The 15,713-nt window shown below is 44.4% G+C and carries 16 protein-coding genes; 7 read left to right on the forward strand and 9 right to left on the reverse strand.

What is annotated here, in order from left to right:
• Positions 1–430: 430 nt before the first annotated feature.
• The 7 genes from cpeB (AC4II3_RS24070) (at position 431) to AC4II3_RS24100 (ending at position 6,343) form a co-directional block, all read left to right on the forward strand.
• The gene (gene cpeB, locus AC4II3_RS24070; RefSeq protein WP_488012035.1) at positions 431–964 is read left to right on the forward strand and encodes a phycoerythrin subunit beta; all 534 of its coding nucleotides are present in this window, start codon (positions 431–433) and stop codon (positions 962–964) included.
• A gap of 104 nt (positions 965–1,068) precedes the next feature.
• Positions 1,069–1,563 carry a C-phycoerythrin subunit alpha gene (gene cpeA / locus AC4II3_RS24075; RefSeq protein WP_488012033.1) on the forward strand — a complete coding sequence of 165 codons (495 nt, stop codon included), beginning with the start codon at positions 1,069–1,071 and terminating at the stop codon, positions 1,561–1,563.
• Positions 1,564–1,768: 205 nt separating this feature from the next.
• On the forward strand, positions 1,769–3,049 hold the full coding sequence (gene cpeY, locus AC4II3_RS24080; RefSeq protein WP_488012031.1) for a C-phycoerythrin alpha-cysteine-82 phycoerythrobilin lyase CpeY: 1,281 nt from the start codon (positions 1,769–1,771) through the stop codon (positions 3,047–3,049).
• Between the two features lie 152 nt (positions 3,050–3,201).
• Entirely contained in the window at positions 3,202–4,050 is an 849-nt protein-coding gene (locus AC4II3_RS24085; RefSeq protein ID WP_488012029.1) for a Uma2 family endonuclease, read from the forward strand.
• A gap of 207 nt (positions 4,051–4,257) precedes the next feature.
• Complete coding sequence (gene cpeB / locus AC4II3_RS24090) at positions 4,258–4,791, forward strand: phycoerythrin subunit beta (protein WP_488012027.1); 534 nt, start codon at positions 4,258–4,260, stop codon at positions 4,789–4,791.
• Between the two features lie 74 nt (positions 4,792–4,865).
• On the forward strand, positions 4,866–5,354 hold the full coding sequence (gene cpeA, locus AC4II3_RS24095; RefSeq protein ID WP_488012025.1) for a C-phycoerythrin subunit alpha: 489 nt from the start codon (positions 4,866–4,868) through the stop codon (positions 5,352–5,354).
• Positions 5,355–5,608: 254 nt separating this feature from the next.
• Entirely contained in the window at positions 5,609–6,343 is a 735-nt protein-coding gene (locus AC4II3_RS24100) for a HEAT repeat domain-containing protein (protein WP_488012023.1), read from the forward strand.
• Positions 6,344–6,465: 122 nt separating this feature from the next.
• Here the strand turns inward: AC4II3_RS24100 and AC4II3_RS24105 are convergent, their stop codons facing one another.
• From AC4II3_RS24105 to AC4II3_RS24145, 9 genes are all read right to left on the reverse strand, one after another.
• Complete coding sequence (locus AC4II3_RS24105; protein WP_488012021.1) at positions 6,466–7,686, reverse strand: hypothetical protein; 1,221 nt, start codon at positions 7,684–7,686, stop codon at positions 6,466–6,468.
• Between the two features lie 219 nt (positions 7,687–7,905).
• Entirely contained in the window at positions 7,906–9,681 is a 1,776-nt protein-coding gene (locus tag AC4II3_RS24110; protein ID WP_488012019.1) for a phycobilisome rod-core linker polypeptide, read from the reverse strand.
• A gap of 360 nt (positions 9,682–10,041) precedes the next feature.
• Positions 10,042–10,176 carry a hypothetical protein gene (locus AC4II3_RS24115; protein WP_293086336.1) on the reverse strand — a complete coding sequence of 45 codons (135 nt, stop codon included), beginning with the start codon at positions 10,174–10,176 and terminating at the stop codon, positions 10,042–10,044.
• 153 nt (positions 10,177–10,329) lie between these two features.
• Positions 10,330–11,091 carry a phycobilisome rod-core linker polypeptide gene (locus tag AC4II3_RS24120; protein ID WP_488012017.1) on the reverse strand — a complete coding sequence of 254 codons (762 nt, stop codon included), beginning with the start codon at positions 11,089–11,091 and terminating at the stop codon, positions 10,330–10,332.
• Positions 11,092–11,243: 152 nt separating this feature from the next.
• The gene (locus AC4II3_RS24125; RefSeq protein WP_488012015.1) at positions 11,244–12,038 is read right to left on the reverse strand and encodes a phycobilisome rod-core linker polypeptide; all 795 of its coding nucleotides are present in this window, start codon (positions 12,036–12,038) and stop codon (positions 11,244–11,246) included.
• 45 nt (positions 12,039–12,083) lie between these two features.
• Positions 12,084–12,875, reverse strand: coding sequence for a phycobilisome rod-core linker polypeptide (locus tag AC4II3_RS24130; RefSeq protein WP_488012013.1), 792 nt, complete (start codon positions 12,873–12,875; stop codon positions 12,084–12,086).
• 193 nt (positions 12,876–13,068) lie between these two features.
• Positions 13,069–13,938, reverse strand: coding sequence for a phycobilisome rod-core linker polypeptide (locus AC4II3_RS24135; protein WP_488012011.1), 870 nt, complete (start codon positions 13,936–13,938; stop codon positions 13,069–13,071).
• Positions 13,939–14,432: 494 nt separating this feature from the next.
• Positions 14,433–15,299 (reverse strand): HEAT repeat domain-containing protein, encoded by an 867-nt coding sequence (locus AC4II3_RS24140; protein WP_488012010.1) that lies wholly within the window; start codon positions 15,297–15,299, stop codon positions 14,433–14,435.
• Positions 15,300–15,328: 29 nt separating this feature from the next.
• Positions 15,329–15,559 carry a DUF8630 family protein gene (locus tag AC4II3_RS24145; protein WP_488012008.1) on the reverse strand — a complete coding sequence of 77 codons (231 nt, stop codon included), beginning with the start codon at positions 15,557–15,559 and terminating at the stop codon, positions 15,329–15,331.
• Between the last annotated feature and the right edge of the window lie 154 nt (positions 15,560–15,713).

Genomic DNA, 15,713 nt, shown 5'->3' on the forward strand with positions numbered 1-15,713 from the left:
TCCTCCTTGCTACACCCTCTATTATGTCCTAATTATCCCTTTCTTTGCTATAGGTCTACTGACAGTTCTGATATCAAATCCAGATAATTGCCGACACTGACGATATCCAGACAAAATTTTTCTTCCCCTGCTCCCCTGCTTCCTTGCTCCCCTGCTGTCATAACCATGGAATTTATTAATGGATAGTTAAGTATCATAGCTAGGTACATGCAATTATTAAGTTTTGTATATAGCTGCTGAGTCCGTTAACCGACTCCTGTGTGATTGACTGGTGACCTTGTAACGAATATTACAAATTATTACTTTGTTGTTAATAAATGAGACGGCGGTTCCGATTATCCTCTAATGTTCATATTGAGCTGGTCAAATTTGATAAATGACAAGCAAGATAGCAAACTAGTTAAGTACCTTTAATTTTAAGGAGATCTCAATGCTTGACGCTTTTTCCAGAGCTGTAGTTACAGCAGATAGCAAAACCGCATGTCTCGGTGCTGAAGACCTGGGTGCTCTAAAAGGCTTTATTGCTGATGGTAATAAGCGCCTTGATATTGTAAACATTCTCGCCAGCGAAGCCAGCTGCATCGTTTCCGACGCTGTTTCCGGCATGATCTGCGAAAACACTGGTTTGATTCAAGCTGGTGGTAACTGCTACCCCAACCGCCGCATGGCTGCTTGCTTGCGTGATGGTGAAATCATCCTCCGCTACGTGACCTATGCCATCTTGGCTGGTGATGCTTCTGTACTAAGCGACCGCTGCCTGAATGGTCTGAAGGAAACCTACAGCGCTCTGGGTGTACCCACTACCTCCACAGCTCGTGCTGTTGGAATCATGAAAGCTGCTGCAGTTGCTTTCGTTAACAATACCGCTAGCCAGCGCAAGTTTGAAGTAACTTCTGGGGATTGTTCCTCCTTAGCTTCTGAAACTGCTGGTTACTTCGATGCAGTAGTTGCTGCTATCAGCTAGTCTTTCCCTTTTGCCTAAGATAACCAAGCTCCTGCCAAAGTGAGCTGGGGAAGCCAAAAGCTAAGTCTAACCTTTGTCAAAACCCATTCAGGAGATATATAAAAATGAAATCAGTTATAAGCACAGTTGTTACTGCTGCCGATGCTGCAGGTCGTTTTCCTAGCAGCTCTGACCTTGAGTCCGTTCAAGGTAGCCTACAACGGGCTGCTGCTCGTATGGAAGCTGCTGAAAAGCTAGCAGCTGGCATTGATAAAGTAACCAAAGAAGCTGGTGATGCTTGCTTTAAGAAGTATCCTTACCTGAAAGAAGCTGGTGAAGCTGGTGATTCTCAAATCAAGATTGACAAGTGCTACCGCGATCTTGGTCACTACCTACGCTTGATCAACTACTGCTTAGTTGTTGGCGGTACTGGTCCTCTAGATGAGTGGGGTATTGCTGGTCAGCGTGAAGTTTACCGTTCTTTGAACCTACCTACCGCTCCTTATGTAGCAGCTCTTGAGTTCACTCGCGATCGCGGTTGTGCTCCTCGTGACATGTCTGCTCAAGCTTTGGTTGAGTACAAAACTTACCTCGACTATGTAATCAACTCCTTGTCCTAAGGATATCACGGTGAAAATCCGTCGCTGATTGACTAACATTTCGATCAGCAGCTGGGGACTCTTAGTACGTTGCTTTGCCTGAATTGGTTGAGTACCGTCGAAGAGTCCCCTAATTGTTTTGGGAAGTTAAAGGGGAAAACCAACTAAACTTCGTAAGTCCTATTGTTAATTGCTAAATCACAACTAAATCACGAGTAAATCACTGATGGATAAACGTTTTGCCAATATATTTAATTTGACCGAAGATCAAGCGATCGCACTTTTAAAGACCCCCTTAGACCAGCTGGAAGACCAATCTGATCGCTATGTGGCTGCATCCCATTTAATTAACTTTCCCAGCGAGCGGTCAATCAATGCCCTGATGGAAACGGTGCAAGACCAAAACTCAGAAATGTACCATCGTATCGCTCGACGCAAGGCAGTAGAAAGTTTAGGTCGTCTGAAAGCCTCTGTAGCCATACCCATTATTCGCTCATGTCTGGGGGATGAGGATTGTTACACGGTGGAAAATGCTGTCTGGGCAATTGGGGAAATTGGCACTCAAGATCCCGAAATTCTCGAAGAAATAGCCCAGCTACTGGAAAAACCAGGTCAGACTTATCGTGTGATTATCCAAACTCTGGCCGCACTAGACTATAAACCAGCCCTGGAGAGGATTAAGACATTTACTAAATCCGATAATGAACCCATAGCCAGTGCTGCGATCGCAACGGTTTGTCGGTTCACAGGGGATACCGCCGAGATGCACAAAGTTATGGCATTCCTACAACACTCTAGTGTCAATGCCCGACGAGCCTGTATTCAAGACCTGATTGATGCCCGATACTACCAAGCAATTCCGAAAATTGCCACCTGTCCCATTTCCATGGTCTTCCGAATACGAGGAATTCGCCTGTTGGCAGAAGCTGGGTTACCAGCCGGTGATATCACCTTTGAGGAGATCGAACCATCACTCGACCAAGTGATTCGTGATCATCCTGATCACCTAGAGCTGGTTCATGAATATGACCAAATGCCCACTTTGGACTTCTTGATTAACGAGCTATACCATACGGATTTTGGGCGGTGTTATCTAGCCAGTAAAACCCTGCTCAAGTTATCCCAAGATGCTGTTGCTGACGCCCTACTTGCTACCTATGCTGACAAAGCCCATAACGATTATGGTGCTCACTACCATGTTGTCAAACTTTTAGGCTGGCTGAAATACACCGATGCCTACGATTTGATAGTGGAAGCCCTACACAATAAAGCACCGCAGTTTCAGAAATCCCGTGCTGCTGCTGCTATTGCCTTGGGGAATTTAGGGGATGAACGGGCAATTCCCTTACTCAAAGACAACCTCAATACCAAGATTTTTGACTTGAAATATGCCAGTTTAATCGCATTAGAGCAATTTGGGGATACCAGTGGTCAAGATCTGGCAGCTAATGATTCAGATTGGTTGATTCGGGAGAAAGCAGTTACTAAAGCGGTTACTAGTCATTAGCCATTAGGATGAGTCATTAGTAACCGTTGAAGAGCGTCTTTAGTGTGCTAAGGACTAATCATGCTGTGGTAATTGGTAATTGGGATCGCCTATCACACGCTTTGCAGCCAGGATAATATAGAGATTATCACCGCCATAGTCTAGGCCAGATCATGACTGAGACAGTACCTCGAGTCAAATTACCTCCCCCTTTCCCTGACCACACCCAGCTACCGGAGTCAGATGGTACATTTGTGAAAAACTTTCAAGAGCATCCCCAAAGCATAATTCTAACGGATTCGATTGGAGAGATATTACAACAGCGACATCCTGATGGAGAATATGCTATTGGGCAAGACTGTGGTATATACTGGCGAGAAACTGACCCACCTGAAAAAGGAGCCGAAGCACCTGATTGGTTCTATGTTCCCAATGTCCCTCCTCAGCTAGATGGTAAAATTCGTCGCTCCTATGTGGTGTGGCGGGAACATATAGCACCATTAATTGCTTTAGAATTTGCCAGTGGCAATGGGGATGAAGAACGGGACAAAACCCCGTTATCCCTCTCGACTCAAGGAGAAGTAACTAAGCCAGGGAAGTTTTGGGTGTATGAGCAAATTATCCGAATTCCCTACTATGGTATTTATCAAATAAACAACGGCTCTCTTGAAGTCTATACCTTGATCAGTGGGTTTTATCAGAAATTAACCCCTAATGAACGAGGGCATTATTATATTTCACCGTTGGGTGTAGAACTAGGCTTATGGCAAGGAAGTTATCAGAATCAAACTCAACTGTGGCTAAGGTGGTGGGATGAGGAAGGAAATCTGTTGCTCATTGGTGATGAACGAGCTGTTCTAGAAAGGGAAAGAGCTGAACAAGAGCGACAACGTGCTGAAGAAGCAGAGTCTATAGTTGAGCAGGAGCGCCAACGAACTCAAGCTGCTTTAGCAAGAGCGGCTCGGCTGGCTGAGCAGCTACGAGCAGCAGGTATTGACCCTGATATTGACGATACTTTTTAGCACTTAACCAAACAGGTTCATTATAATTGATACAAAAGTATACAATTAGACCGATAGAAGGAAATTTTTGTAATGTTTTGTTGCTTTGTTTCTCATAAATGGGACTAGAGTGTCAAATAGCTTTTATCGTCTAAATTGGTTAGTCAATTCATGAACGACAAGACCAATAATTTTAATTAAGTCCTTGTTATTGATAAGGAGATTTTAATGCTAGACGCTTTTTCAAAAGCCGTAGTTGCTGCCGATTCCAAAGGTGGATTTGTTGGTGGTGGTGATTTAGATGCTCTAAAGGGATTTATTGCTGATGGCAACAAGCGGCTTGATGCTGTGAATTTTATCTCCAGCAATGCTAGCTGTATCGTTACTGATGCGGTTGCTGGTATCGTTTGCGAAAGCCCTGGTTTAGTTGCTCCCGGTGGCGGTGTTTACACCAACCGCAAGATGGCTGCTTGTCTACGTGATGGCGAAATCGTTTTGCGTTATGTGTGCTACGCCGTTCTCAGCGGAGATAGTTCTGTACTGACTGACCGCTGCTTGAATGGTCTTAAGGAAACCTACGCTGCTTTGGGCGTCCCCACTGGTAATACAACCCGGGCTGTTGCCATCATGAAGGCTGCTGCTGTGGCTTTTGTTAACAACACTGCATCTCAACGCAAAGAGTCTGTTACTAGCGGTGATTGTGCTTCTTTGGCTGCAGAAGTTGGTAGCTACTTCGATGCAGTTGGCAGTGCTATTAGCTAGTGTACCTGCTCAGGATAATTTGAATTACACTGACCTTTTGCCGAAATCAATTTAAGACAGGAGATATCTTAATTATGAAATCAGTGTTAACCACTGTTGTTGCTTCCGCTGACCTAGCAGGTCGGTTTCCTAGCGCTTCTGACCTAGAATCAGTTCAAGGTAGCTTGCAACGTTCTGCTGCTCGTATGGAAGCTGCTGATAAATTAGCAGGTAACTACGACAAAGTAGCTCAAGAAGCTATTGATGCTATCTACAAAAAGTTCCCTAACGGTAGTGGTCGGGACATCGATGCAGGTACTCAGAAAGAAAAGTGCAAGCGTGACATCGTTCACTATCTGCGTTTGATCAACTATTGCCTAGTAGTCGGTGGTACTGGTCCTCTGGATGAGTGGGGTATTGCTGGCGCTCGTGAAGTCTACAAAGCTTTAGGTATTGATGCCGCTACCTATGTTACTGGTTTGACATTCCTCCGGGATCGTGGCTGCGCTCCTCGTGACATGTCTCCCCAAGCCTTGGTTGAATACCGCATTTATCTTGACTATGTAATCAACTCCATGTCATAGGATTATTGCTATCCACTGTTTGTAGTGATTAACAGTGATTAGCTGCCTCTAGTACTTTGGACTAAAGGGGTATCTTAGGAAAGTGCTGTGCCTGTTTCAGGTTCAGCACTTTCCTAAGAACCCCTTAGTTGTTGTGCTTGAAGCTCCTGATACCAAGTGGCATTCAAAGAGAGTAGATGGCTTGGATAGGGAGATAGGGAGGTGGGGAGATGGTAACCCACCCCTAACCCCTCCCAGGAGGGGAAGATGGGGAGATGGGGAGATCGGCGGAAGAGAAAGTTGTACGTTTGACCGCAACTTGGTATGACTCCTCGCTCAAGAATGTCTACTCATATTTTTTGACTGATATTTACGAATATCTACTAATGTCTACAGAAGAGTTATATCAACAATTAAAAAATAAAAATCCTAGACTCAGAGAAAGAGCCATGCGGCAGATTGCAGCAGAGCGCACCGAGAATACTATTCCTGAGTTGATGGCAATTTTGGGTGATGAGGATGTAGTTTATCGGCGAGCAGCAGTACAAACTCTAGGTGTGATTGGTCTTGATTCTGTACCGATATTGGCAGAAACCTTAACAACTAGTGAAAATAACACCGTACGGGCTAGCTGTGCTAAGGCGCTGGCTGCGATCGCTCTTAATTACTCAGAAGAAACTTTTCCAACTGTGGGGTTGCAGAGTCTACAAACAGCCCTCAAAGACCCAGATCCTGTTGTCAAAATATCGACAGTTGGCGCACTGGGAACCATTGGTCCACCCGCTTTTGAAGCCCTAGTAGCTGCTTTGGACATCGACGATATTGCACTTCAAGTTACTGTGCTACAGGCTCTAGGTTCCTTGGGGGATGAGAGAGCTATGGAAGTGCTATCTGTTATGGCTGAGAATCAGGAAGCCGACCCCTATATCCGAGAATCAGCGGCTAGTTCGATATCACGCTTGGAACAGATTATCAACTTTGCTTCAACCAGGAAAGGGTCTCGGGAATAATACCATAATAATCATATTATTATTTGTTGTTATTCAAACCAAAAATTATCCCCAAAACTATCAACAAAGGAAGCCAGGGGACTTGACATCATTATTAAATTATTGATGACTTCGGGCACTAGCTAAAACAATCTCCGGCTACGCCTTTTGTTGAACTCTGCTTTGCCAATGTTTGCCCAACGCTTTAACTCAGCAATTTGTTTTTGTAAAGTGGCAATACGATCCTCTTGCTCTTGATTATGCTGTGTCAAAGACTCATAACTCTCGGTAGGTTGATTAGCGGGAGCTTGTTGCTCAGACAACTGATGCTCTAACTCAGCAATACGCTTCTCTTGGTCTTGAGTTTGCTGTTGTAGAACCTGATTACTTTCTACTTGTTGCGTCGCCTGAGATTGTTGCTCTGCTAGCTGCTTCTGTAACTCTTTGACCAGATTAGATTTTTCTTGAGCCTGCTGTTGTAAAGACTGATAACTTTCTGTCTGTTCAGCAGTCTGAGATTTTTGCTCTGCTAACTCCTTCTGTAATTTCTTAACCAGAGTAGCTTGCTCTTTAGCCTGCTGTTGCAAAGACTGATAGCTTTCGGTCTGTTCAGCAGTTTCAGATTTTTGGTCAGCTAGCTCCTTCTGTAATTTCTTAACCAGAGTAGCTTGCTCTTTAGCCTGCTGTTGCAAAGACTGATAACTTTCGGTCTGTTCAGCAGTTTCAGATTTTTGGTCAGCTAACTGCTTCTGTAACTTTTTGACCAGATTAGCTTGCTCTTTAGCCTGCTGTTGTAAAGACTGATAGCTTTCGGTCTGTTCAGCAGTTTCAGATTTTTGGTCAGCTAGCTGCTTCTGTAACTTTTTGACCAGATTAGATTGCTCTTTAGCCTGCTGTTGTAAAGATTGATAACTTTCTGTCTGTTCAGCAGTTTCAGATTTTTGTTGAGCTAACTTCTTCTGTAAGTCTTCAATCAAAGTAGCTTGCTGTTGAGCCTGGTCTTGTAAAGACTGGTAATCTTCTTGGGATACACCAGAACCACCAGGCTCAGACACATCAGTTTGTATTTGTAGCGGTTGCTGACCCTCTATGACTTGAATCTTTGTTGGAGATTTTGTGGCTCCATTGTTGGCGGATGTTTCCTTTGCCTCCGGTGGATTTTCCAGGGCGATAGTCATACTTGCCTGCTGGCATGCGATCGCAATATTACCTCTGGCGATACGCTCAATTAGTTCCGAGCGGGACAATCCAGTATCCTGAGCCATCTGAGTCAACAAGCCAATGCCTGTAGGGGTCAGGGATATCCCCACCTTGGACTTACCTTCTGAATACTGGCTAGCAGTTTTACGGCTTTTCTTGGCCATTGGCTTTTCCTCCGGATCGCCTATTTAAAGTCTATATATTTTACTGTTAAAAGTACCTCGTTAAAAGCTTTATTTAGAAGCTTTTGTTCAAAGCTTGTATTTCCCAGATAGTTGTTGAGGGTTGACCGTTGTCAGTAAACTCTCAACAGTTAACCCTCAACAACCTACACATTTCTATGGCAACTGGCCATAGAGCTAATCCCAGCTCTAATAAGTACTCTAATAACTACGAGGCCGCCACTTATTCAACTGGGTTTCTGCAATCATAGCTAAACGCCGCTGATCAGCAATCTTGTCTTGTAAGGTGGCAATTTCCTGGGCCTGTTTTTCAGACTTTTGTTGGAGAGCTTCATAACTGTCTGGCTCTACAGTCGCTGCTGCCATGGGGATTTGGGCTGCAATGCTGGTGAAACCATTACCACCATTGCTCGAAGAACTGTAAGACTGCCATTTGCTATACTGTGATGCTCCAAAGCTAGCCAATGGTCGTAAGTCTGCCAGCTGTTGCTGCAAGCTTTCCAGCAGTTCTTCTTGCTCTTGGCATTGCCGTTGAATGGCTTGATAGGCTTCTGAGCGTTCTTTCTCAGCTTCTGGGGGAGCTTGCTTCGGTTGGATTTTGGGCTTGAGTACTTCATCCAATAAGGCTTGGATATCAGTAACTGGGGCTTGCCCAAGGGGATTATTGTAAATAATCGATTTATTCAGCCTTGGCGGATTCCCTGAAACATTGTCTTTATCAGAGCTAGAAACGCTAGGCATCAGCACCAACATGTTAGTAAACCCAAGCAGCTTTTTGCCTGTTTGGGTTTTATAGCCCCGGTAAAAGGGTACAGTATCCTCCCCAAAAACCTCTTGGTACTCGTTACTATCGATATAGGAATCAATATCCGCCTCGAAACCTCCTTGATCCAGTACTTGGCTGTGATAGAAGGTCTCCGAGTAGTCATCAGGAGCACGACCGAGCAAATGCTTAAAATTCAGCTCGATTGACCGGTAGCGGGGACAGATATCGAAAAACCTTGACCGATACAACTCGGACTTGGCAACCTGACGCACAAACTCACGGACAGTGATTTCCCCTCGCTTGATTTGGGATTCCGGGACAGTCAGCCGTTCACTCTCCATAACATGGGCATTTCCCAAAACCTGACGGTAGACTGCTCGAATCACCGTCTCGATTTCTGCTTCCGAGCGACCTGGCCACAGCTCAATCGGATCAATTTCTTCCCAGGCTTGATACTGGCGTTGCCAGGTTTGAGTCGTGTTTTGCAGAAGTTTTTCAGCTTCTGTGAGAATCTTAGGTGCTGTTTGTGTTTCTGTTGGATCTACTGCTTGGGGTTTATTAAGACCTAGAACATTAGCCAGGAGTTTATTGATATCAGTAGGTTTTACGACATCACCAGCTCCAGAAAGGGGCTCCATATTACTGGGACTATTGGTCATCAGGAACTGATTCAACCGAGACCAATTCCCCCGCCAAACATTGGGTTTATCGGTACCAGGTGCACCACGCAACAGTTTTAAGATATGGGTAAATCCCACTGTACTTTTCCCGATCTGGGTTTTGTAGCCCCGATAATAGGGAACCTGGTTTTCACCAAAAGCTAGCTGGTATTCTTCGCTATCGATATAAGAATCGATTTCAGTCTCATAACCCCCTTGATCAAGCATCCTCGTATGCTCAATAACTTCCTCATAGCTTTCGGGAGCTCGACCAAGAAGATGCTTGAAATTCAACTCAATGGCTCGATTACGAGAGCAACTCTCGAAAAATCGGGAGTAGTAAAGCTCAGATTGAGCCACTTGGCGCACAAATTCGCGGACAGAAATTTCTCCCTTTCTGAGTTGAGATTCGGCAACGGTGAGCCGCTCACTCTCCATGACATAGGTATTACCCAACACTTGCCGATAGACAGCCCGAATCACAATTTCCACTTCTTCTTCAGAATGACTAGGCCACAGTTCAACTGGGTCTGTGTCTTGAAATGCTGCCACCCCTAATTGCGAGGCGCGTGTTAGTACAGGGTTTATAAAACCAATTACCATTTAAAAGACCTCCAAATCCATTGTTGTTAAATGTTGTTAATTACAGTTAATAAACAACTAATCTAAAAACTTGCTTACGAAAAATACTTTCTTCACTTTCTAGTGAATTAACTTTAATTAAAGAGTCTTTATCTGTGAATATCAAAATTCTTATATTGATTAAACACTCTTATAAGTATTAACTTACTTTTGGTTAACGTGAAGCTTTTTATATGGTCTTGGCTAATTGACAGTAGGCCGATTGACTGAAAAAACTCCTAAAACCCTTAATTTGAGTAGGAACATTAAGCCTATACTCATTTTTGCTTATTATATTTTGGTGACACAGATTTTACCCTCTAGTACAACTTTGCGATCGCTATAATCACTCAGAGTGCTAGTGCCATCTGCAATCAATTCTTGAAATCGGTAAAGTACCTTGAATTTCTTTAGTTGTGAATTCAAAAAAACTCAATACCACTGTCAATAGTTAATCGGTACCTAACTAATCAATAGTGTTAGTTTTTAGAAATTAGCTGTTTATTGCTCACAGCCTATTTCCAAAAACTAACATCTAGAGACTTAGCTTATATCAACTACTGAATCCGGACAGTCAACCTAACCTATTTCAGTAATACTGACAATTTTGCTGCCCATTTTGTGCATATTTTGAATCCTCGCCGACAGCTGGTCGTAACCTACCTCATAGGTAGCATTACTCCGCTTAAAGCGAGAACCAACACCAGCTTTAGCTACAGTAATCTTAAAGCGCTTGCCCGTATTGGCGTAATTACCTGAAGCTCCAACAGGAGCAGTAATCTTCGTAGACAGATTAGCCGCTAAATCACTAATCAGCTTGGCTTGGTTACTGCTATCACTGGTAGCATCTCCACGGATCAAACAAAACGTCCGATTAAAGGCTACGTTCTTAATCCCAACTTCGGTACTATTACTACGAGGATAGGGAACAATAAACTCGCCAAAATTAAACTGATACTCGTCGCTATCGATATAAGAATCAATGTCCGCGTCGTAGCCAGCAGTGTTATAAATTAGGACGTGTTCGGCAATTTCTGCCTGATCCTGGGGAGCACGACCTAGAAAATGCTTGTAGTTGAGCTCGATGAAACGATACTGGGAAGCAGAATCAAAAAACAGGGACTTATACAAGTCTGATTTAGCCACTATGCGCACAAAGCCCCGTACACTGATGTCCCCATTCCGCAGCATCGATTCAGCAGTAGTTAAGCGATCGGATTCCAGCAAGTGGGGGTTACCTAGAACCTGTTTGTAAACTGCCCGAATCACAGTCTGCACATCATCTTCTGTTGCACCAGCACGCAACTCTACTGGAGCAGCATCCATTACCCAAAGTGACATTTAAATTCCTCCTAAATTCTTTGCTCAAATTTAGCTGACTTACACAGCTATTCACGTATCATTTCCCAGTTATCAGTTATCAATTAACAGTTAACAGTTTTTCTTGATTACCATTAACTGTTGACTTAGTAACTGATAACCGGGCTACTCGATCAATTTAACTCAGTAATACTGAGAATCTTGCCACCGCTTTTATGAATACTCTGCACTTGTTCAGAGAGTTGCTCGTAGCTAACCTGATAGTTCAGCTTGCTATACTTATTCAACCGGGCTACACCAGCGCATGTGGAAACAGCAATCTGGTAACGCTTGCCAGTATTGCCATAACCTGCACCATTTCCAACTGCTGGAGCCTTAACTTTTGGAGATAGATTACCAGCTACAGAAGTAATTAGCTGAGCTGATTTTCCACTATCACTGGTCGGAGCACCTCGCAATAACGAGAACATCCGATTAAAGCCCACATTCTTAATTCCCAATTGGCTACGAATGCTGCGGGGGTAGGGAACGACATTCTCGCCAAAATTCTGGAGATATTCGTCACTATCGATATAGGAATCGATTTCCGCTCCATAACCCTGTTCATTGTAAAGGCTGACGTGCTCAGAGATTTCAGCTTGATCTAGGGGAGCACGACCCAGCAAATGCTTGCAATTAAGTTCAATGAACCGATAGGGAGAAGACCCCTGGAAAAATCGGGATTGATAGAGGGCTGATTGAGCTACCATGCGCACAAAGCCACGGACAGTAATATCCCCATTGCGCAACATTGATTCCCCATTAGCGAGTCGCTCGCTATCCATCAGATGGGCATTGCCCAAAACCTGCTTGTAAACAGCTCGAATTACTGTTTGTAAATCATCTTCAGTGGCAAAAGGCCGTAATTCCAATGGATCACCTTCAAAGGCATCCAAGCCTAGAACAGCTGACCGAGTTAAATTTCCCATTTCTATCTCTCCTTTAAAACTTCCGAAAAGACCAAACCCCAGACATTAGGAGATTTCTGTAATGCTGACGATTGTCCCACTAGTGCGATTAATCCGCTGAATTTGGGGTGTCATCTTGCTGCCAGGAACAATGTACTCAGTGGTACTACGACGGCGACGACCGCTGTACATGGCACCCCGCACTACAATTTTGAACATCTTTTCGGTAGCATCAGCATAAGCAGCAGCACGACCACCTGCCAGTGGCACGATTTCGCTGGTGCTATTGGTGGCAACTGCTTCTACCAAGCAAGAGCTTTTTGTAGCGCTATCAATTTCTGGACGACCCCTTACCAAGGAGAGGGTACGGTTATAACCCACTTGCTTTTGACCGATTTGGCTACTAGCACCACAATAGTAGGGTACGGTATCATCGCCAAAATTCTTTTGGTACTCGTCACTATTGATGTAAGAATCAATTTCAGCATCGTAGCCCTGCTCAATACAGATACGGATGTGTTCCGAAATTTCTGTCTGATCTAGGGGAGCACGACCCAATAAATGCTTAAAATTCAGCTCAATAAATCGGTACGGCGCACAGGATTCAAAATACCGAGCGCGATAGAAGTCTGATTTGGCAACAGCCCGGACAAATTCCCTGACAGTGATGCTGCCATCGCATAATTGCGATTCAGCATTCACTAGCCGCTCGCTCTCCATAATGTGGGGGTTGCCCAAAACTTGACGATAAACTGCCCGAATTACAGCTTGCACTTCATCAATGCCGCTAGTGGGCCATAGTTCAAAGATCAAATCTGAATCTAGACCAAACTTGGCAGTAGGCGCTGTACTGACCATTTAAATTTCTCCTTGCAAAAAACTTATTCAAAATAGAGGGGATTTTCCTTGCCAAAACAAAGCAAGTAACGCTTCAATATTGCACTGCACCTCTACTTTCTTTGGCAGCAAACTACTTGGCTTGCTGCCAAAGCAAGCAAAAATACACGAACTTTCCCAGACTAGAAACGTTTGAATCCCGATTTAATCCTAATTACACAACGGTGATGCTTGCAATCACGCCACCCTGCTTATGAATCCGCTGGTACTCTTTGGAGAGCTGATCAAACGGAACCAGGTATACCTGGTTACTGCGCCGGAATTTGGATACCCGATTCACTGCACCAGGGGACTTATAGCCAGTTACCTCAATCCGGTACACCTTACCTTCAGCAGTAGCTCCAGCACCATGACGAGTTCTGGCACCCAATGGCGTATCTTGGAAAGACCAGCCAGATACACCACCAGACGGGGGAATCACTGCTGTAGGAATTTCTTGAATTACATTCTTATTTAGACAGGGAGTATTGCCAGCCAAGCTCCCTTTGAAGTCGCTACTAGATGCTCCTCGCAACAGTTGGAACATGTGGGTAAACCCAACCATCTTCTTGCCTGTTTGGGTTTTGTAGCCCCGGTAGAAGGGAACCGTGTCTTCCCCATAGACTTCCTGGTACTCGTCACTGTCGAGGTAGGAATCAATCTCTGCCTCGAAGCCCCCTTCATCCCAGATAATGCTGTGAGCCTTCATCTCATCGAAGCCATCGGGAGCCCGACCAAGTAAATGTTTGAAATTCAGCTCAATTACCCGGTAACGGGGGGCTTTGTCGAAAAACCGGGAGCTGTAAGCATCCGATTTAGCTACTGCCCGCACAAATTCCCGAACGCTCAGTTCACCTAGTTTGAACTGAGACTCTGGGACAGCGAGTCGCTCACTTTCCATGACATAAGCATTGCCCAAGACTTGCCGATAGACCGCCCGAATCACGGCCTCAGCGTCCTCGCTTGAGATACCTGGCCATACTTCAATTGGATCTGTGTCTTCAAATAGGCCGACACCTAGCTGTGATGCTGGTCCGAATGCCATTAACAGATTCTCCTAGATAGCAACAAATTTTTTAATCAGGGTTTTCTCAGGGTGTTTAAAAAACTTTACAAGCTTTTAAACAACAACATAACCTCTCTACGACTCCTGATTAAGGAATCTTGGGAGCTCATAGCTCCTGTGAGCGAGATTGTGTCAGTGTTTTACACCTTCACACATTTATTTATACAATGCCCTGATCACCCTAAATTATCAAGATTTGTAAACTTCTAGGATTCTCTGTGATTGAAACTGACGATTATCTTAGAAATTATGAATTATAAAATATTACTTATGAAGTATCGAAACTTTGATTGTTTTATTTCTCACTGATGCTTTTTAAGCTACCCTAAGCCTAACCCCAAGGGCGAACAACCTTGGTTAAAAGGCCACGCTACGCGAACACCCTTGGCCAAAAGGCCACGCTACGCGAACAACCTTTAACCTTTAACCCTTAAACTTTAAACCTTTAACCTTAAAATTTAAACCTTTAACCTTCAACCATTCTGAATTTGTGCGATCGCTACCTTGACCAGTTGGCGAATTTCCTCTCGGTCATCGGATAACTTGGCGGTTAAGGTGGGTAAAGCCGTTTCATCCTTAAGCTTCCCTAAGGATAAGATTGCCCTCCGCCTCACCTCTTGGCTGGGGTCTTCCAGTAACGGGATTAAATGGGGAACCCCTAGCTGGGGGTCAAGTTGGCTCACCGATGTAGCTGCTTCGGCACGAACATTGACAGATTCATCTTTCAGTGATAATAATAGAATTTCTGTCGCCTGGTCATTACCTGGTTCATCTACCAAATTAGCGATCGCTCCGACTACTGCCATCCGCACATCTTCTGATTCGGAGTTGATTGCCTGATACAGGTGCTCAGCTGCGTCTGACCCAATGAAAGCCAGTGCCCAAGAGGCATGACCTTTTGCAGATTGGGGATAATCTGCTGATTCCAACACCTCAATCAACTTTGGCACAGCCGCTTCTCCCATTCTGGCTAAGGCTCCAGCCGATGAACTCTTGACCACTGTATCCTCATCATTTAACAAAGCATTGATCAGGGTAGGAACCGCCTGGGGATCCCTGATTTTTGCTAAAGCCTTGCCACAGGACCTGCGCACCACCGGGTTTTGGTGATTGGCTAGTGCTTCAAGCAAGAACGGAGTAGCTCCCTGACCAATTTTGCCGAAGGCTTCCACGAATCCCAGTCTGACCATCCCCCGACTATCAGCTAGGGATTCAACCATCTTTTTTAACTGTTGTGGATTAGTAATATCAACGTTTCCCTCAGCAAGTTGGCTATTGACATCAGCCAGAAAACGATCAGTTTCAGAGGGAGCTGGCGGTTGAGTTTCCGATGTAACCATGGATGATTAAGTTGCTTGAGTCAGTTGCTTCAGGATGATGGCAAGGAGGATTGCTGGGGGCGGAGCTTTTTCAGAGCAGCGTCAATCTTAACAATTTCCGGGTGGTTCTTGATATGCTCCATGGCCGCTTTTTTGGGCAATTTAACCTTCTGGGCCATTTTCATCACATCATTAACCAGTCTTTCCCGATATTTCTCTAGTTCAGTAATAACTTCCTCAATTTCTGCCGGTGATGGCTGGGCTTCTTGAATTTCAGACATTTTGGTGACGCTCTTAAATCGTGATTATTACATAATAAGTTTATAGGTTACAGGTTACAAGTTACAGGTTATAAGTTACAAGTTACAAGTTAGTTATAAGTTACAGGTTACAGGTTACAGGTTACAAGTTACAGGTTACAGGTTACAGGTTACA

Source organism: Moorena sp., from assembly GCF_982860115.1.